Below are 17,525 nucleotides of genomic sequence, written 5' to 3'. Positions count from 1 at the left end.
GCAGTTAGGTTAGTCTTTGATTAGTTTTCGCTCGAGCAGTTCTACAAGTTGATACATGATGGTAGCAAAGACGGCGATGATCATCAAGGCAAGCATGACGAGGGTGAAGTTGAAGACTTGAAAGCCATAAATGATTAGGTAGCCTAGTCCTTTTGCCGAGACAAGGAATTCTCCGACGATTACGCCGACCCAGGACAGGCCGACATTCACTTTCAATGTCGAGATGATGGTTGGGAAGCAGGCTGGTAATATGGCTTCCCGGAAGGACTGAGCCCTTGTGGCACCGAATGTCTGCAACACCTTCAGGTAGTTCGGATCAACTTCTCGGAATGCGGTGTAGACGACGATGGTGGTGATGATGATGGAGATGATCGCCCCCATCGATATGATGGATGGAAAGCCAGGGCCGAATGCTACGATGATGATGGGCCCGAGTGCTACTTTCGGCATGGCATTTAAAATGACGAGATATGGGTCAAGTGTCCTTGATAATCTTGGTGACCACCATAGCAGGGATGCGAGGACTGTTCCAAGAAGTGTCCCGATGATAAAGCCTAAAACGGTCTCGAATAGCGTCACGCCCGAATGCGAAAGCAGTGTTCCATCGCCCAATTTCTGTATGAAAAGATGCCACACTTTAGATGGGGAGCTGAAGATGAGCGGGTCGATCCATTTCATCCGTGAAAAAAGCTCCCAACTGCTGAAAAAAACAATGAAAATCAGGATCTGATAAAAACGGATGAGCCTGTTTTCCTTTTTTAAAGAGGTTTTATATTGGTTATGAAGTTGTTCAATATTCAAGGCTCTCAAGCTCCTTCCAGATCGTTTGGAATAGTATCTGATACTGTGGATGGTTGCGTGCATGGAAAGGCGTCAGCTCGCGCAGTTCATCGGGCACCTCGAATGTCTTGTGCAAGCTTCCGGGGTTCGCGGAAAACAAATGAATGCGGTCGCTCATTGCAATGGCTTCACCGATATCATGGGTGACGAGCACGGCTGTCTTTCCGAAGGATTTCAGGGTTTCAAAAACAAGGTCTTCCAACTTCAGCTTCGTTTGGTAATCAAGAGCCGAGAAGGGTTCATCAAGCAAAAGGATTTTGGGGTCGACCGCTAGTGTCCGTGCCAATGCAGCCCTTTGCCTCATTCCTCCTGAGAGTTCGCGCGGATATAATTTTCCGGTGCCTCCCAATCCAACATCACTTAAAAGTTTCAGCGTTTTTATTCTCTCAAGACCTTCATCCTTATTAATCAGTTTCAATCCTAATAAAACATTTTCTTCTATCGTCTTCCATGGAAATAGATAATCCTGCTGCAGCATATAGCCGATTGAAAGATCACTATCAGCATTCAGCGGTTTGTCTTCTAGCAGGATCTTTCCAGAAGTGGGCGGAAATAACCCGGCGATGATGGAAAGCAGAGTGGTCTTTCCGCAGCCGCTCGGACCTAGAAAAGAGACGAATTCACCTTTTTCAATGTCGAGGGAAATGTCCGCGAGTGCGGTCGCTGCCGTCTGATTTGAAAAATAAGTATGGTGAATGTCTTGGATTTTTAAAAAGCTCATCTGACATCCTCCTTACCTTAGCTAAGCTATTTTGCAACTTTTTCAGCAAATTCCGTATTGACCAGTTCATCATGGCTTATTCGTGAAGGAAGCTCGCCGGCTTCATCCATGATGTTTTGCAGGTTGTTCCATTCTTCTTCATCAAGAATAGGGTCGGTGGCAAAGGATCCTTGTTCTTTGTAACGGTTGATAACTGTTTCCATCGTATCAATATTGGTATCCTCAAAATACGGCTGAATGACTTCGGCAATTTCGGCAGCGTCATTTTCCTGAACCCAATCCTGTGCTTTTTTCAATGCTTTTGTGAATTTCTCGACGGTCTCTTTGTCCTCTTTCAAATAGCTTTCTTTAGCCATATACACTGTATAGGGAAGATGCCCGGACTCGGTGCCGAAAGAAGCGACGATATAGCCTTTTCCTTCTTTTTCAAATACACTGGCCGTTGGTTCGAACAATTGAACAAAATCCCCGGTCCCGGAAGCGAAGGCAGTTGCGACATTCGCAAAATCAATATTCTGTATGAGGTTCAAATCATTATGCGGGTCTATGTTATGTTTTTTCAATACGAACTCGCCGGCCATCTGCGGCATACCGCCTTTTCGTTGGCCTAGGAATGTAGAGTTTTTCAGCATATCCCAATTGAAGTTGTCAATTTTTTCACGTGAAACAAGAAACGTTCCATCCGTCTGTGTTAATTGAGCGAAGTTGATGACAGGATCGTTCGGACCTTGAGCTTGAACATAGATTGATGTTTCAGAGCCAACAAGAGCAATATCCGCTCCATCGGAAAGGAGTGTGGTCATCGTCTTGTCGCCGCCTGCCGTCGTTTTCAAATCAATGGTTAGGCCCTCCTCTTTAAAAAATCCCTTTTCAATCGCTACATATTGCGGTGTATAGAAAAGGGAGCGGGTTACTTCGGCCACCCTGACCTTCGTTGTTTCCTTGTTCTTGTTGCCGCATGCTCCGAGCGGGATAACCAGCATGCACAGAAGTAAGAATACGACACCTGCTTTACACCATTTTTTCAAAATTCCTTCCTCCTTGATATATAGGTATTTTGCCTACATTATCGTATGAACGGAAGTGAAAAATGTGAATGCCTATCAGGGGATAAAAACAAGCGGATGTTTTACAATAAGATTAAGGAGAAAGGAGAGTGGAAATTGGAGAACGGAACGATTATTTCAAAACGGCGGTTTCCATCACCGCATCCACAAATCCATCTTTATTCAGTTACATACATATCACAAGGCTTGAAGGTAAAGGGGTTACTGGCTGAACCGGTCGATGGTGAAGTTCATGATGCCTTCTTATATTTACGCGGCGGGATAAAAAATGTCGGAAAGGTGAGGCCCGCAAGGATTGTGCAGTATGCTGTTGAGGGATTCATCGTTTTTGCCCCTTTTTATCGTGGGAATCAAGGCGGAGAGGGAGATGAGGACTTTGGAGGCGAAGATCGGTTCGATGCGATATCAGGGTTCAATCTTCTTGAACAGCACCCTCGAGTGAACAAGGAGCACATTCATATCCTTGGATTTTCCCGTGGCGGCATCATGGCGCTTTGGACGGGGATATACTGTAAGAATGCAGCGTCGATTGTAACTTGGGGAGGTGTATCAGATATGTTTTTAACATATGTCGAACGGGTCGATATGCGTCGGATGATGAAACGGGTAATCGGCGGCACACCTAAAAAATGCCCTGATCAATATGAATACCGTACGCCATTGTTTGCAATTGAAGATTTAAATGTACCGGTTCTGATCATTCATGGTGAAAAAGATGATAATGTTGCGATTGAACACGCATACCGGTTGGAGAAAAGGTTGAAAATGCATGGCAAAGAGGTGGAAAGCTGGTATTTTCCCCAATTCACACATTACTTCCCACCAGCCGTCAACAGAAAAGTAGTTGAAGATTTAACATCTTGGATGAAAAATAAAACCGAAAAATGATAGAATGAAGTATATTATAAGTATATTGGCAAGAGGAGGAGATACACATGGGCATGCCTATGGAACTCAACACCATGATCGTTACAAAAGGAAACGAAACTCGTGAACAAGAAAATATCTTTAGACTGACAAAGGAGGGTTACCGGTTATATCCTATCGATATTCCAATCGATGTCCGTAAAACGATTCAATCTGACTCAAGCGGAACTGCCGTTATCCAAAAAGTCGAATGGACGAGCGAAAAAACCATCATTACGTACCAATTACTATCATTGAACTCAACTAACTAAATAGATAAGCGAGCGCTTGCCGGGAATAGCCGCTGCAAGCGCTTTTTTTTATTTGGTTTATGGAATTCGACCTCACGAAATTTTAGCTGAAATTCATTTCTCTAAATAAATGATAATCAACTAATGGTAAAATTGTGTACAAGGATGTTTGGGGTGATTTGATGATTTTGGTGAGTTCTTGTTTAGCGGGACTTGAGGTGAGATACGACGGTACAAACAGCTTGGATGATAGAATTCTGGAATTGTTGGAAGAGAGAAAGGCAATATCTGTATGTCCTGAGTTGCTTGGAGGTTTTTCGACACCTCGGGAGCCAGCGGAGATTATTGGCGGTGACGGTGTGGATGTCCTTGATGGAAAAGCGAGGGTAATCGAAAAGTCGGGACGGGATGTTACGGAATTGTACATAAGAGGAGCCCATCTTACATTACGGAAAGCCCAGGAAGTTGACGCGACGCTTGTCATTTTAAAAGAAAATAGTCCATCCTGTGGAAGTGCGATGATCTATAACGGTGAATTCAATGGGGAGAAGAGAGCTGGGAATGGCGTGACTGCGGCTTTACTTACACGGCATGGGTTCACGGTAACTTCAGAGGAAAGGTTATTGAATTATCTAGATGAAAGATGAGTAATGCATTTTAAGTGTGCTTTTGAAAGAAGGGGAATACATGGAGGATATCAATCTCTATACTTTGCTATTTTTAATACTAGCCGGTTTTATTGCTGCGTTTATCGATTCCGTTGTGGGCGGGGGCGGGTTAATAGCCATACCAGCTTTATTGTTCACGGGGATTTCACCTTCAGCTGCTTTAGCGACTAATAAGCTGGCGGGTACGATGGGGTCTTTAACCAGTACGATTTCATTCATTCGGGCTGGAAAAGTTAATTTCAATTTCGTCATTAAGCTGTTTCCGATTACCGTGATTGGAGCGGCATTGGGAGCCTATGTTGTACATTTTGTTTCCGCAGAGATACTGAAGCCTCTCATTTTGATTCTATTGGTCATTGTCGCGATCTATACGATGGTAAAAAAGGATTGGGGGAAAGAGGCAAAGTATAAGGGACTGAAGAGGAAGAAAATGCTTCTGCTGATTGTCATAATATTTTCCATAGGTTTTTATGATGGTTTTCTTGGACCAGGCACAGGTTCTTTTTTATTATTTTCCTTTTTGATTATCGGGTTTGACTTTGTCCAAGCCGCTGGGAATGCAAGGATTTTGAACTTTGGCAGCAATATAGCCGCACTTATCATTTTCTTATCCATGGGGACCGTCAATTTTGCCTATGGAATTCCGATGGGTCTTGCAATGGTATTGGGGGCATTGGTCGGAACGAACTTCGCCATTAAGAAAGGTTCTTCCTATGTACGTATATTATTCATTTGCGTCACTGTTTTATTGATTGGCAAGAATGTCTTGAATTATTTTCATGTACTTTGAAGGAAGGGGTTCATCGACTATTGAAGGTGCATGATTGTTCTCGGCGATGCCTCAGAAAATCCGTATAAAAGATGGCCGAAATACAAATCGTATTTGCGGCCATTTTTGAATTCATTTTGTGAAATTCAAGTCCCATTGAACACCAAATTGATCCTTAACCTTGGCATACTTAGCTCCCCAAAAGGTATCTTGCAGTTCCATCAACGATGATCCCTTTTCACACATGACATCGTATAGTTGCTGGATTTCCGCTTCGCTTTCACACTCGAGAACCAGTGAAACATTATTCCCGAATTCAAGGGGATTTCCCGGAAACGTATCAGATACCATGATCAACAATTCGTTTTTTTGGATTTTGGCATGCAGAATAAGGTCATTGGCCTCTTCAGGAGTCGGGAAATCAGCTTCTCCGTATGTTTGTAGGTCGGAAACCTCTGCTTGAAATACCTCTTTATAGAAAGATAATGCGTCCTTTGCTTGTCTATCAAATATTAAATAAGGGGTAGCCTGTTGCTTCATATGAATCCTCCTTTTTTTGTCATCACTATCATTTCGCCATGCGGATATTATCCTCCTTTATTCATTGGGAATAACATTCGAGTGTTTTTTCTATAAAAAACTTGCCTAACGAACGTTCGTTAGTTTATGATGAGCATATCGTAAATAGAAAAAGAATATTCGGCAATGAAAGGTGAACATTATTATGAAAAGCGATGAAATGAAAAAAGCAGCACTTTAATATTTAACGATTCATGGTTATGAGGGGATATCACTTTCCCAAAATTGCGGAAGAAGCGATTTATTCTCACTTTAAAGGGAAAGATGATCTGTTTTTATCTGTCCATAAAGACGCAAAGGAAATGAAGCTTTCGGCTTACGTAGAGTATTTCACTATCATGCAAAGAAGTGATCCGGAAAAGCCGTTATACGGATTTTTGGAAGAAATGATCAAGATGTTCAAGAGGTCGAGAGTTTAAAGTTCTGGCTTCACATGGGATTCTTTCCACCAACACACTTATACAATGAAATTCAAAAAAGAGACGGATGACCTTCTGGTTCAACAGGAAACCTTGAAAAGTTCTTCGAAACATGGATATCAGAGGGGGGTAATTTCAGGGGATGCGAGAACCCTGACATTGGCTTATTCCGGCGTCATCGTGGCCATTATGGTTGAACTGGTTTATGGCGATAATCCTGAGCGGGTTGCAGAAAAACCTGCGTCGTCATGGACCATTTTTTGGAGAGGGATTTCAAGGTAAGGTCGAATAGCAGGAGATGGTATATATGTCATTAAGAGAAAAACAACAACAAAATCTACTGGAGATGGAATCGACGGGGAGGGTCTTTCTGCGGTATCTGATCCCTTCAATGATTGGAATGGTATTGATGGCTTTGAACTTTGTTGTCGATGGTGTGATGGTCGGCAATAAACTTGGTTCCGTTGCCCTTGCAGGAGTTAATATTGCAGGTCCCATATATACAATCTTTGTAGCGATGTCGATTTGGATCGGAGTAGGCGGCGCGACGCTTTATTCACAAAGCATGGGGGCGAAGGATTATGATCGTGCGCGCTTTATTTTCACCCATTCCATCATTCTCATCACGATATTCACGGTAATCATTGGTCTGATAGCCTATGCATTTCACCATCAGCTTGTATATGCACTAGGAGCCAATGAGGCAACGGCTCCCTTTGCAACGGACTATATGAATGTATTCTTGATGCTGGGGTTTGTATTCACACTGGAAAACACCTTAAGCATTTTCGTTAGGAACAATGGGAATCCGAATCTGGCCATGGCTTCACTAATCGTTACAGCACTTTCCAATTTCGTTTTGAACTTCATAATCCTTTACGTTCTTGAATTAGGGGTGCGAGAGACTGCTTATGGAACGATTATTGCAGCTGCGTTAGGAATACTGATTCTCAGCATGCACTTTTTCACGAAGAAGAACACGCTTCGTCTCGTCAAGTTCCGTTTTGAAAAATCCCTTTTCATGATGACGATGATGATCGGCTTTCCGAGTTTCTTAGCGGAAATAGGTGTATCCGTCTTTACTATCGCTCATAATAATGCGTTCTCCCGCCTTGCAGGCACAGACGGTTTAGCTGCATTTTCGATTGTGAACTATGCCCATAGTGTCATGCTGTTGATGTTTCTCGGCATAGGGTCGGCGATCCAGCCTCTCGTAAGCTATTATCATGGTGCAAAAGATGAAAAGAGGAAGCGCGAAACGGTTCGCATTGCCATTTTCACTGCAATAGGTGCAGGCATATCCATTACCCTCCTGGGACAGGTAGCGGCACCTATCATCGTGAATTTATTCGGTGATTTTTCAAGTGATGTAAAAGGACTTGCAACAATTGGGATTAGGATCTTTTTTAGCGGCTATCTCCTAATGGGTGTCAACTTCGTCATGATGACCTATTTCCAATCCATAGGGAAAGTGAAGATGGCTGCTTGGATCACGATTGGACGCGAATTCATTTTCATGCTTATATTCTTGCTGACATTGCCGCTAATATTCGGGACGAATGCAGCATGGCTGGCCATTCCATTATCAGAGGCGGTCATATTCTTAACCGTTCTTCTTTATATGAAAAGGAAAGCCCAAATCAATTAAATAAGATGAAGACCACCAATTTTGGTGGTCTTTTTTTTGCAAGGAAATCCTTTATTGAACGGTCTCAAGGGTTGATCATTATAGGGGTATGTATATATGGTCATGAAATAAAAAAAGGATGACCCCTGTTCAATACAGAGGTCATCATCATAAAACAGGCTAGTTTTTTTTACCTGTCCTTTACAAGGAGTAGCAGACTTTTTTCATTTTCTTGAAAAACCCTCCCTTTCTCATAAAGAAAGAGGAGATTTCATTTCACAATGCTTTAAGAGGATTTCGACGATCCGTTTTGATGCAAATCCATCTCCGTATGGGTTGGAGGCTGTCGCCATTTTTCTATAAGCATCTTCATTCGTAAGCAAATTATTGGTCAATTGGTAAATGCGTTCCTCCTCAATCCCTGCCAATAAAAGAGTGCCGGCCTCGATTCCTTCAGGGCGTTCGGTCGTATCGCGCAACACTAGAACGGGAACACCGAGTGACGGGGCTTCTTCCTGTACTCCTCCGGAATCTGTCAAGATTAGATGGGATCGAGCCGCGAAATTATGGAAATCAATCACCTCTAGGGGTTCGATTAAATGCAGACGATCCGTATTTTGGAAAATCTCATAAGCGATTTCGCGAACGACTGGATTTTTATGAATAGGAAAAACAACTTGGATATCCCCGTGCTCGTCCAGAAGGCGTTTCACGGAACGGAATATTCCTTCCATTGGTTTTCCGATATTTTCACGACGATGTACGGTCATCAATAGCATCCTATCACCATTCAACCCATTGAGGATTGGATGCATGTAGTCTTCCTGTATCGTTGTTTTCAAAGCATCGATGACAGTATTGCCAGTAATATGGATGAAATCATTGTTTTTATTTTCCGAGAGGAGATTTTCAGACGCCTGCTTTGTCGGGGCAAAGTGCAAGTCAGCCAGGACTCCAGTCAACTGTCGATTCATCTCTTCAGGGAACGGTGAATGCTTATTCCAAGTACGGAGACCAGCTTCAACGTGACCAATCTGTATCTTATTATAGAAAGCAGCCAAACTTGCGATGAAAGTCGTCGTTGTATCTCCATGAACGAGGACGATATCCGGTTTGATCGTTTTCATTAGTGCACTCAACTTTTCAATGCCTCGAGTTGTAATTTCTTCTAATGTTTGTCTGTCCTTCATCATATCCAAATCATGATCAGGTTTTATTTGAAAGCGTTGCAAGACTTGATCGAGCATTTCCCTATGCTGGGCAGTGACCACTACGATCGTTTCAATTTCTTCTTGATGCTTTTTCAGTTCCAATACGACTGGTGCCATTTTGATCGCCTCTGGTCTTGTCCCAAATACGGTCATGACTTTTAAACGTTGTTTAGTCATGCTCATTGCCTCCCCTTCTATATGTCCTCACCATTATAACGAGAAGTTCATGGGAAAAATAAAATTGAAACGAAAATTAACAGAATATTTACAACGTTAATAAGGTCTTTATATTTCTTTAACCTTTAATTAATATCGGGCATTTACAATATAAAGCAGGAGCACAGCATACGAAGAATAGAGGTGATAGGCGAACATGAAAAGCGTCCTGATGATCGTACAGAACTTTTATCCGGAAATCGGAAGTGCGGGAAATAGAATGAAAAATATATATCTCCATTTGAAAAAGAACGGATTTGAGGTAACGGTCATCACATTGAAGCCGAGTTATCCTAATCAAAGTTTATATCAAGATACAAAGTTTTGGGATGAAGAAAGCATTGAAGAAGACGTCATCAGGATAAAACCTGATAAAGTGAAGCGCTATACAAGCAATATGGGAAGGCGCTTGCTTCATTATTTTGAAGCGATGTGGCTTTTCATTTATACGATCATCCGTCTCGAAAAAAAGTATGATTATGTATTTGCCACGACCCCGCCGATTTTCCCGACATTGGCCGCGCTGATCGCCAAGAAAAAGATGAAGGCGAAACTCATTACAGATGTCAGGGATCTATGGCCGGAATCGTTGATAGGAGTTGGAGTATTCACTAATAAATGGGTTTTGAAAATCGCTTTCTTCCTGGAAAAGAAACTCTATCAGCATTCAGATTACATTATCATCAATAGTCCTGGCTTCAGGGATTATATCGTTGCAAAGGGAGTCAAGGAAGATAACATTCAATTCATTCCCAATTCGCTTACAGCGGACGAGCTGACTTTGAAGAATTTGCTTTCGCCCGTATCGGAAAAAATAATCAAAGTCGTTTATACAGGAAATATTGGACTTGCTCAAGATTTGAAAAAATTGATAGACGTAGCCGAAAACCTACGTGAACATAAGCGAATCGAGTTTTCGATTATCGGATATGGATACCGGATATCCGATGTAGAGAAGGAAATCGGCTCTAAAGGTTTGACCAATATTAAGGTCATTAATGCGATGAATAGAAGGGTGACTCTACATGAAGTATCCACCTCCCATATTGCGTATGTAAGCTTGGTTGAAAAAGATGTATTCAATAAGGTACTGCCTGGAAAGATCATCGATTATATGTGTGTCGGAAAGCCCATTGTCGCTGATGTTTCAGGAAGGGCCAAGCAAATAATCACGGAAGCAGAATGCGGGGTTGTAGCGCATAGCAGAAGTGTTGATGAAATCAGTCAGCATATTTTGACGATGGCCCTTGATCCAACCCTTCGTGAAGAACTAGGAGAAAATGGTTACCGGTATGCGAAACAACATTTCCTATGGTCTAAAAATATTAAAGGTCTCATCAATGTGATGGAAGCGTCGGGCTGAAAAGAAGTGGAGGACAACATGACGAAGAAGGTATGTATGTTTGTATGGAATCACTTTACGAACGATGCAAGGGTTCTAAGAGAGTGCACTGCACTTACTGAAGTGGGTTATGAAGTTGATTTAATTGCCATTCATAATTGGAAGATCAAGGATTTACCCAAAAAGGAGAAACATCGAAATGGTTTTACTGTCACTAGGGTGAATAACCGCTGGGAGGCACTTAATAGGATTCTCAGGGTCGTAAGCAAATTGAAGAAAAAGAAGTTTGAAATCGTCCTATTGACCTTATTGGTTTGGAACACGTTGATGGACTTTAACTTGATCACTAGCTGGGTAGGGTCGGGAATCCTGTTCGGTTCACTTGCACTACTTGCCATTGGCTCCCTGATCATGACTAAAACGAAGCTGCCGACCTTATTAACAAGAAGCTATATTTTTGGTCAAATGATCTATCATGGCCGGAAAAAGAAATATGATTTTTATCATTCGAATGACTTGAATACGCTAATGCAGGGCCTGATCAGCAGTAAATGGCTGCGAAGAAAAAAACTGATTTATGATTCGCATGAAGTACAAACGAGCAGAACGGGATATAATAGCCGAATTTACGGGATGATGGAGAAGTCCCTATTATATTTTGTCGATGAAATGATTGCCGAAAACCATACGAGAGCTAAGTATAACGAAGACTTATATGGACTTTATCCCAATGTGGTCCATAACTACCCGATTCCAACCAATCCGGAGGAAAGTACGGCAGTGAATTTGCATGAGCTGCTCGATTTGCCACAGGATGAACCGATATTGTTATACCAAGGCGGTGTTCAAATGGGCAGGGGGTTAGAGCAATTGGTTGATGCTGTACCGATGATCGAGGCTGGGACGGTCGTTTTTATAGGAGATGGAAGAATTAAGGATGATTTGATGAAGAAAGTAAGTGACATGAATTTGGAGCATCGGGTGAAGTTCTTGTCGAAGGTTCCTGTTGATGAGTTGCTCCATTATACAAAAAATGCATATTTAGGTTTTCAGGTATTGAATAATGTTTGCTTTAATCATTACTCCGCTTCTTCCAATAAATTGTTTGAATACATGATGAGCGGTGTACCTGTCGTAGCATGCAGCTTTCCAGAAATTCAAAAGGTGGTCGATACGGAACAGATTGGCGTTTGTGTCGATTCGCATGATCCCAAGTCAATTGCAGAAGGTGTCAATTACCTATTGAAACATCCTGAAAAAAGGGCGGAAATGAGCAGTAACTGCTTGAATGCACGACAAAAATACAATTGGAAACAAGAGAAAGAAATCTTTATCGATATTTATCAATCTGCCTAACAAAACGAGAGTGGCAGAAAAATATGATAGGAGTGGTTAATATGAAACTTTGTACAATGGGACTTGGTTATATAGGGCTTCCAACTTCTTTAATGTTTGCGAAACACGGTGTCGATGTTGTCGGTGTGGATATCCAGCCTGAAGTTATTTCAAATTTGAATAGTGGTAAGCTCCATATCGAAGAACCTGGACTTGAGCAGGTATTGCAGGAAGTACTTGATTCCAATAAGTTCCGAGCTGCTTTAAGCCCGGAAAATGCAGATGTTTTCATTATTGCGGTCCCAACTCCAAATAAAGAGGACATGCATCAATCATGTGATTTAACTTATGTCTTGGAAGCGACATCCACCATTCTTCCTTTTATCAAAAAGGGAAATATCATCATTATCGAATCGACGATAGCGCCAAGAAGCATGGATGATCATATCAAACCCATGATTGAAATGACTGGATTCACGATCGGTAAAGACATCTTCCTCGTTCATTGCCCGGAACGTGTATTACCAGGAAGGATTCTTGAAGAGTTAGTTCATAATAATCGTATCGTCGGAGGAATCACGGAAACATGTTCTTATAAAGGAAGCCTTGTTTATAAAACATTCGTTCAAGGGGAGATCATTCAAACCGATGCGAAAACGGCGGAAATGTCCAAGCTGATGGAAAATACTTTCCGGGATGTGAATATCGCCCTTGCAAATGAGCTGGCGAAGGTCTGCTTCCAGCTGGACATCAATGTTTTAGATGTCATATCGATGGCAAATAAGCACCCACGTGTAAATCTTCACCAACCGGGACCAGGAGTCGGCGGACATTGTTTAGCGGTCGATCCCTATTTCATCGTTGCAAAGTCACCAGAGTATGCGAGAATCATTAAATTGGCCCGTGATACGAACGTATCGATGCCTTATTACATTGTCAATAGCGTAAGGATGATGCTCGAGGGAATCCACCATCCAAAGGTAGCGGTTTTCGGTCTATCATATAAAGGAAACGTAGATGATATTCGTGAAAGTCCCGCCATTGATGTCGTCAATATCTTGATGGGGATGGAAAATGTGGATGTAGCCTTGCATGACCCGCATGTTCAATCTGGAAAGATGCCAGTCGTTTCCGTGGAAGACGCTGTAACCGATGCGGACTTGATCCTTGTCCTGACTGACCATGATGAATTTAAAATGATGGATTATGATAAGCTATCGAATCTTATGGCCAATAAAATGATTTTGGATACACGGAATTGCATTGATACAACTAAAATCGGTATTCCGGTTGCCAACTTGGGCAATATCTATCAATACAAAACGAACACCATGAAAAAAGCTAGGAATAAAGCGATCATTTAAATCCAAATGGTAATAGGGTAGGAATGAGGAGGGTGCTGACTTAAAGTCAGTGCCTTTTTTGATGCTGTATGGGAATGGATTTCTGAGTCGAAGTCAGGAGGGATATCGCAATAAAAAAATCTGACCGTTGATTTCCGCTCCAGGCACTCGCTTTCAGCGGGCGGTCTGGGAGACTCCTGCGGGGTCTCCCTTAGACGCGTATTCCCGCAGGAGTCTCGTACCTAACCTTTTTGCTACAAACTGTAAAGGACCAAGCATGAGCTTGGTCCTTTTGTATTCAATATATTAAGCAATCGGTCCGCCAAGTTCTTCGATTTCACTTGGAACGCTTCCAAATTTCTTGAAGTTTGCACGGAATTGAGCGGCAAGGGCTGTTGCTGATTGTTTATAAGCAGCAGGGTCTGCCCAAGTTTTGATTGGTTGAAGCACTTCATCAGGAACACCAGGAACATGAAGTGGAATATCCAGACCGAAGATATCATCTTTGACCGTTTCGATGTTCGATAATTCACCTTCAAGTGCCGCTTGTACCATTGCACGAGTGTAAGCAAGTTTCATACGGCTACCAGTTCCGTATGCTCCGCCGGTCCAGCCAGTGTTGACAAGGTATACTTTTGAATTGTGCTCGTCAATTTTATCACCAAGCATTTCAGCATAGCGTTGAGCAGGTAGCGGTAAGAATGGTGAACCGAAGCAAGTCGAGAATGTAGCTTCCGGTGAAGTTACCCCTCTTTCAGTACCAGCCAATTTACTAGTGTATCCACTTAGGAAATGGAACATTGCTTGTTCTTTGGAAAGCTTGCTGATTGGAGGCAGTACGCCTGAAGCATCAGCTGTTAAGAAAATGATCGTATTAGGGTGTCCTGCGATACTTGGGCTCACGATGTTATCAATCGCTTGCATTTGGTATGCAGCACGAGTGTTTTCGGTTAATGAACTATCATCGTAGTTTGCCTCACGTGTTTCAGGATCCACAACTACGTTTTCCAATACGGCACCGAAACGGATGGCATCGAAAATTTGCGGTTCTTTTTCGCGAGAAAGGTTGATCGTTTTTGCATAGCAGCCGCCTTCGATGTTGAATACACCATTAGAAGACCAGCCGTGCTCGTCATCACCAATCAGTTTACGATTAGTGTCTGCAGATAAAGTTGTTTTACCAGTACCAGACAATCCGAAGAATAAAGCGACATCCCCTTCACGTCCTACGTTAGCAGAGCAATGCATTGGAAGGATTCCTGCCTCTGGAAGTAGGTAGTTCATGATTGAGAAGATCGATTTTTTCATTTCTCCGGCATATTCCGTTCCGCCGATCAGGATGGTACGGCGTTCAAATGAAACGATGATGAAAGTTTCGGATTTCGTTCCGTCCACTTCTGGGTCCGCTTTGAAATTAGGTGCCGAAAGAATTGTGAATTCTGCTTCGTGACCTCTTAGTTCCTCTTCGTTTGGACGGATGAACAAAGTATGGGCGAAAAGATTATGCCAAGCATATTCATTAACAACGCGAATTGGAAGACGTGATGATTCATCTGCACCAGCGAAACCTTTGAAAACAAAAAGCTCTTCTTTTGCTTTTAGGTAATCAACTACTTTATTATATAGTTTATTGAACACATCTTCAGAAATTGGCTGGTTCACTGAACCCCAATCGACTTTATCTTTAACGGATGCTTCTTCCACGATATATTTATCTTTAGGTGACCGACCAGTATATTTGCCTGTTTCAGCTTTTACTGCGCCGGTTGATGTTAATACTCCTTCATGTCTGCTTAATACTTTTTCGACCAATTGAGGTACTGAAAGTTGAGTGTACACATTGTTTCCTGTTAATAATTGGTGTAACTCATTAGAAACATCTACAGAATTCATATATGAGGTACCTTCCTTTGTTTAAGTTTTTATATTACAATTAGTATAACACATTCATTTAAATAGTCTATACTATTTATTTTGTTTTGTGATAAATTTCAGCTGGTTCCGTTCATCATTTTAAACCGGGAAAATCGGCAGGAACCGAGTCAATATTATCGCATATACTCTAAAGTAAGTAAATTTTCCTTTAATTAAATAGGAAGTAATTAAGCATAGTATTTCATATAATACGGAAGTTATGAATTAATGGGAATTTTCAACATTTATATTGGCATTTTTTAAATTAAAACCCTTTAAGGACGTTGATTCAGCACGTTTTTTACGTGAACACTGTTTGGGAGGGAATTGTTCTTTTAAGAAAAAGCATTGACAAATTCCGACCAAATACGATATTATCTTAAATTGTACGGATTCTCTTATCCCGAGTTGGTGGAGGGACAGGCCCTTTGAAACCCAGCAACCTGCCATATTGAACTTGACTCCAAGACCAAACGCCGAAAATAAAGCGATGGTTCTTCAAGGAATAGTGGTGATGGTGCTAACCTGAGCAAGGTAAAAAACCCTTGAACGATAAGAGTGAAAGGATAGAAGACAGAATGTTAAACCTTTCCTCATTTGCCAGGGAAGGTTTTTGTGTTTTTTAAAGTAATTCTGTGTCTATAGTTGAAACTAATGAGGGAAACGAGTTCCGTAAAAAATCAGGCTTATGCCTACAACATACTAACTTCCAAGGAGGAAATATGATGTCAAAGAAACGTCTATTTACTTCTGAATCTGTTACAGAGGGCCATCCGGACAAGATTTGTGATCAGATTTCAGATTCCATTTTAGATGCTATCCTTGCTAAGGATGCAAATGCACGTGTTGCGTGTGAAACAAGTGTAACAACAGGTCTTGTACTTGTTGCTGGTGAAATTACAACATCCGCTTACGTGGATATTCCGCGTATCGTTCGTGATACGATTGCAGGAATTGGCTATACACGTGCGAAATACGGTTTCGATGCTGAAACTTGTGCTGTATTGAGTTCCATCGATGAGCAGTCTGCCGATATCGCAGCTGGCGTCGATAAAGCTCTTGAAGCTCGTGAAGGAAACATGTCAGAGGAAGAAATCGATGCAATCGGTGCAGGGGACCAAGGTCTAATGTTCGGATTCGCTTGTAATGAAACGGAGGAGCTTATGCCGCTTCCGATTTCATTGGCACATAAACTTTCATTCCGCTTGGCTCAAGTTCGTAAAGACGAAACGCTTGCTTACTTACGCCCTGATGGTAAAACACAGGTAACTGTGGAGTATGATGAGAACAACCGTCCTGTGCGTGTAGATACAATCGTCATTTCTACACAACATGATGCAGAAATTACGCTTGAGCAAATTCAAGCGGATTTAAAAGAACATGTCATTAAAGCAGTTGTTCCAGCTGAATTGATCGATACTGAAACGAAGTACTTCATCAACCCGACTGGTCGTTTCGTAATTGGCGGACCTCAAGGGGATGCTGGTCTTACTGGACGTAAAATCATCGTTGATACGTACGGCGGATATGCTCGTCACGGCGGCGGTGCATTCTCTGGTAAGGATGCTACGAAAGTTGACCGTTCTGCGGCATATGCTGCTCGTTACGTTGCGAAAAACATCGTGGCAGCTGGCCTTGCTGACAAAGCGGAAGTACAATTGGCTTACGCAATTGGTGTTGCAGAGCCTGTATCCATTTCGATTGATACATTCGGAACTGGTACAGTTAGCGAAGAAGTTCTTGTTGACCTAGTTCGCGCTAACTTCGACCTTCGTCCAGCTGGAATCATCAAAATGCTCGATCTTCGTCGCCCAATCTACAAACAAACTGCTGCTTACGGACACTTTGGCCGTACAGATGTGGATCTACCATGGGAACGCACAGATAAAGCAGAAACGTTAAAAGCACAAGCATAATCCATAAAAGTAAAGGTGCCTCGCATTAGCGGGGCACCTTTTTTTATGGATTAATTTCGCTTGCAGAGGGAATAATTCAAGAAATCCCATTTTGAGATTTGAGTTTTTTCTTATGAGTATGTCGTTACCGTGAATTTGGGTGTTTACTCGTGAGTTTTGGGTGTTTACTCGAGAGTTTGGAGTGTTTACTCGTGAGTTTGGAGCAAATACTCGTGAATTTGGAGCGTTTACTCGTGAATTTGGTGCAAATACTCGTGAGTATGGAGCGTTTACTCGTGAGTTTGGAGCAAATACTCGTGAATTTGGAGCGTTTACTCGTGAATTTGGAGCGTTTACTCGTGAGTTTCGAGCAAATACTCGTGAGTATGTCGTTACCATGAATCTCAGCTTTATACTCGTAA

18 protein-coding genes and 1 riboswitch are annotated in these 17,525 nt (G+C 42.1%); of the genes, 12 read left to right on the top strand and 6 right to left on the bottom strand.

Translation table 11 applies throughout. The features are described from left to right. Positions 1-9: 9 nt before the first annotated feature. From ACFWE9_RS09115 to ACFWE9_RS09105, 3 genes are read right to left on the bottom strand one after another with little or no spacing between them, the layout of a single operon-like run. On the bottom strand, positions 10-801 hold the full coding sequence (locus ACFWE9_RS09115; RefSeq protein ID WP_230158764.1) for an ABC transporter permease: 792 nt from the start codon (positions 799-801) through the stop codon (positions 10-12). Next, positions 791-1,561: an ABC transporter ATP-binding protein gene (locus ACFWE9_RS09110; protein WP_230158765.1), complete on the bottom strand. Its 771-nt coding sequence runs from the start codon at positions 1,559-1,561 to the stop codon at positions 791-793. Before ACFWE9_RS09110 ends, ACFWE9_RS09115 begins: the two co-directional genes overlap by 11 nt. 26 nt (positions 1,562-1,587) lie before the next feature. Continuing rightward, complete coding sequence (locus ACFWE9_RS09105; RefSeq protein WP_230158958.1) at positions 1,588-2,544, bottom strand: ABC transporter substrate-binding protein; 957 nt, start codon at positions 2,542-2,544, stop codon at positions 1,588-1,590. Positions 2,545-2,724: 180 nt separating this feature from the next. On the opposite strand from ACFWE9_RS09105, the gene ACFWE9_RS09100 reads away from it, so the two are divergent. From ACFWE9_RS09100 to ACFWE9_RS09085, 4 genes are all read left to right on the top strand, one after another. Next, a complete protein-coding gene (locus ACFWE9_RS09100; protein ID WP_377356529.1) occupies positions 2,725-3,516 on the top strand; it encodes an alpha/beta hydrolase family protein in 792 nt (263 codons plus the stop codon). A gap of 47 nt (positions 3,517-3,563) precedes the next feature. Beyond that, a complete protein-coding gene (locus ACFWE9_RS09095; RefSeq protein ID WP_230158767.1) occupies positions 3,564-3,806 on the top strand; it encodes a DUF2584 domain-containing protein in 243 nt (80 codons plus the stop codon). Positions 3,807-3,967: 161 nt separating this feature from the next. Beyond that, a complete protein-coding gene (locus ACFWE9_RS09090; protein WP_230158768.1) occupies positions 3,968-4,432 on the top strand; it encodes a 2-thiouracil desulfurase family protein in 465 nt (154 codons plus the stop codon). 40 nt (positions 4,433-4,472) lie between these two features. Next, positions 4,473-5,243: a sulfite exporter TauE/SafE family protein gene (locus tag ACFWE9_RS09085; protein WP_230158769.1), complete on the top strand. Its 771-nt coding sequence runs from the start codon at positions 4,473-4,475 to the stop codon at positions 5,241-5,243. Between the two features lie 111 nt (positions 5,244-5,354). On the opposite strand, the gene ACFWE9_RS09080 is transcribed toward ACFWE9_RS09085, so the two are convergent. After that, positions 5,355-5,762 carry a VOC family protein gene (locus tag ACFWE9_RS09080; RefSeq protein ID WP_230158770.1) on the bottom strand — a complete coding sequence of 136 codons (408 nt, stop codon included), beginning with the start codon at positions 5,760-5,762 and terminating at the stop codon, positions 5,355-5,357. Positions 5,763-6,001: 239 nt separating this feature from the next. Here ACFWE9_RS09080 and ACFWE9_RS09075 point away from each other — a divergent pair, with 239 nt between their 5' ends. From ACFWE9_RS09075 to ACFWE9_RS09065, 3 genes are read left to right on the top strand one after another with little or no spacing between them, the layout of a single operon-like run. Continuing rightward, positions 6,002-6,220 (top strand): TetR/AcrR family transcriptional regulator, encoded by a 219-nt coding sequence (locus ACFWE9_RS09075; protein WP_230158771.1) that lies wholly within the window; start codon positions 6,002-6,004, stop codon positions 6,218-6,220. 45 nt (positions 6,221-6,265) lie between these two features. Further along, positions 6,266-6,502, top strand: coding sequence for a hypothetical protein (locus ACFWE9_RS09070; RefSeq protein ID WP_230158772.1), 237 nt, complete (start codon positions 6,266-6,268; stop codon positions 6,500-6,502). Between the two features lie 25 nt (positions 6,503-6,527). Beyond that, on the top strand, positions 6,528-7,868 hold the full coding sequence (locus tag ACFWE9_RS09065) for an MATE family efflux transporter (RefSeq protein ID WP_230158773.1): 1,341 nt from the start codon (positions 6,528-6,530) through the stop codon (positions 7,866-7,868). Between the two features lie 230 nt (positions 7,869-8,098). Here the strand turns inward: ACFWE9_RS09065 and wecB are convergent, their stop codons facing one another. Then, a complete protein-coding gene (wecB, locus tag ACFWE9_RS09060; protein ID WP_377356525.1) occupies positions 8,099-9,241 on the bottom strand; it encodes a non-hydrolyzing UDP-N-acetylglucosamine 2-epimerase in 1,143 nt (380 codons plus the stop codon). A gap of 190 nt (positions 9,242-9,431) precedes the next feature. Here wecB and ACFWE9_RS09055 point away from each other — a divergent pair, with 190 nt between their 5' ends. Genes ACFWE9_RS09055 through ACFWE9_RS09045 form a run of 3 tightly spaced genes read left to right on the top strand, consistent with a single transcriptional unit; the run spans position 9,432 to position 13,315 of the window. Further along, the gene (locus ACFWE9_RS09055) at positions 9,432-10,637 is read left to right on the top strand and encodes a glycosyltransferase family 4 protein (RefSeq protein WP_230158775.1); all 1,206 of its coding nucleotides are present in this window, start codon (positions 9,432-9,434) and stop codon (positions 10,635-10,637) included. 18 nt (positions 10,638-10,655) lie between these two features. Next, positions 10,656-11,972, top strand: a complete 1,317-nt coding sequence (locus ACFWE9_RS09050) for a glycosyltransferase (protein ID WP_230158776.1) — start codon at positions 10,656-10,658, stop codon at positions 11,970-11,972. A gap of 41 nt (positions 11,973-12,013) precedes the next feature. Beyond that, entirely contained in the window at positions 12,014-13,315 is a 1,302-nt protein-coding gene (locus ACFWE9_RS09045; RefSeq protein WP_230158777.1) for a nucleotide sugar dehydrogenase, read from the top strand. A 285-nt stretch (positions 13,316-13,600) separates the two neighbouring features. Here ACFWE9_RS09045 and pckA read toward each other — a convergent pair whose 3' ends face one another. Continuing rightward, positions 13,601-15,187, bottom strand: coding sequence for a phosphoenolpyruvate carboxykinase (ATP) (gene pckA / locus ACFWE9_RS09040; protein WP_230158778.1), 1,587 nt, complete (start codon positions 15,185-15,187; stop codon positions 13,601-13,603). Between the two features lie 416 nt (positions 15,188-15,603). Continuing rightward, positions 15,604-15,767: riboswitch (SAM riboswitch) on the top strand. 163 nt (positions 15,768-15,930) lie between these two features. Between pckA and metK the strand changes: the two genes are divergently transcribed. Beyond that, complete coding sequence (metK, locus tag ACFWE9_RS09035) at positions 15,931-17,124, top strand: methionine adenosyltransferase (RefSeq protein ID WP_230158779.1); 1,194 nt, start codon at positions 15,931-15,933, stop codon at positions 17,122-17,124. 149 nt (positions 17,125-17,273) lie between these two features. Then, entirely contained in the window at positions 17,274-17,504 is a 231-nt protein-coding gene (locus ACFWE9_RS09030; RefSeq protein ID WP_377356522.1) for a hypothetical protein, read from the top strand. Positions 17,505-17,525: the final 21 nt, after the last annotated feature.

The organism is Peribacillus sp. NPDC060253 (assembly GCF_042727425.1).
GTDB lineage: Bacteria > Bacillota > Bacilli > Bacillales > DSM-1321 > Peribacillus.
The sequence above is the reverse complement of the archived record's forward strand: the minus strand, read 5'-3'. Positions and strand labels throughout refer to the sequence as shown.

Bases quoted from the DNA above. Each gene is read 5' to 3' on its own strand.
- ACFWE9_RS09110 (WP_230158765.1), bottom strand. From the start codon at position 1,561: ATGAGCTTTTTAAAAATCCAAGACATTCACCATACTTATTTTTCAAAT.
- ACFWE9_RS09105 (WP_230158958.1), bottom strand. From the start codon at position 2,544: ATGCTGGTTATCCCGCTCGGAGCATGCGGCAACAAGAACAAGGAAACA.
- ACFWE9_RS09095 (WP_230158767.1), top strand. From the start codon at position 3,564: ATGGGCATGCCTATGGAACTCAACACCATGATCGTTACAAAAGGAAAC.
- ACFWE9_RS09090 (WP_230158768.1), top strand. From the start codon at position 3,968: ATGATTTTGGTGAGTTCTTGTTTAGCGGGACTTGAGGTGAGATACGAC.
- ACFWE9_RS09085 (WP_230158769.1), top strand. From the start codon at position 4,473: ATGGAGGATATCAATCTCTATACTTTGCTATTTTTAATACTAGCCGGT.
- ACFWE9_RS09080 (WP_230158770.1), bottom strand. From the start codon at position 5,762: ATGAAGCAACAGGCTACCCCTTATTTAATATTTGATAGACAAGCAAAG.
- ACFWE9_RS09075 (WP_230158771.1), top strand. From the start codon at position 6,002: ATGAGGGGATATCACTTTCCCAAAATTGCGGAAGAAGCGATTTATTCT.
- ACFWE9_RS09070 (WP_230158772.1), top strand. From the start codon at position 6,266: ATGAAATTCAAAAAAGAGACGGATGACCTTCTGGTTCAACAGGAAACC.
- ACFWE9_RS09065 (WP_230158773.1), top strand. From the start codon at position 6,528: ATGTCATTAAGAGAAAAACAACAACAAAATCTACTGGAGATGGAATCG.
- wecB (WP_377356525.1), bottom strand. From the start codon at position 9,241: ATGAGCATGACTAAACAACGTTTAAAAGTCATGACCGTATTTGGGACA.
- ACFWE9_RS09055 (WP_230158775.1), top strand. From the start codon at position 9,432: ATGAAAAGCGTCCTGATGATCGTACAGAACTTTTATCCGGAAATCGGA.
- ACFWE9_RS09050 (WP_230158776.1), top strand. From the start codon at position 10,656: ATGACGAAGAAGGTATGTATGTTTGTATGGAATCACTTTACGAACGAT.
- ACFWE9_RS09045 (WP_230158777.1), top strand. From the start codon at position 12,014: ATGAAACTTTGTACAATGGGACTTGGTTATATAGGGCTTCCAACTTCT.
- pckA (WP_230158778.1), bottom strand. From the start codon at position 15,187: ATGAATTCTGTAGATGTTTCTAATGAGTTACACCAATTATTAACAGGA.
- metK (WP_230158779.1), top strand. From the start codon at position 15,931: ATGATGTCAAAGAAACGTCTATTTACTTCTGAATCTGTTACAGAGGGC.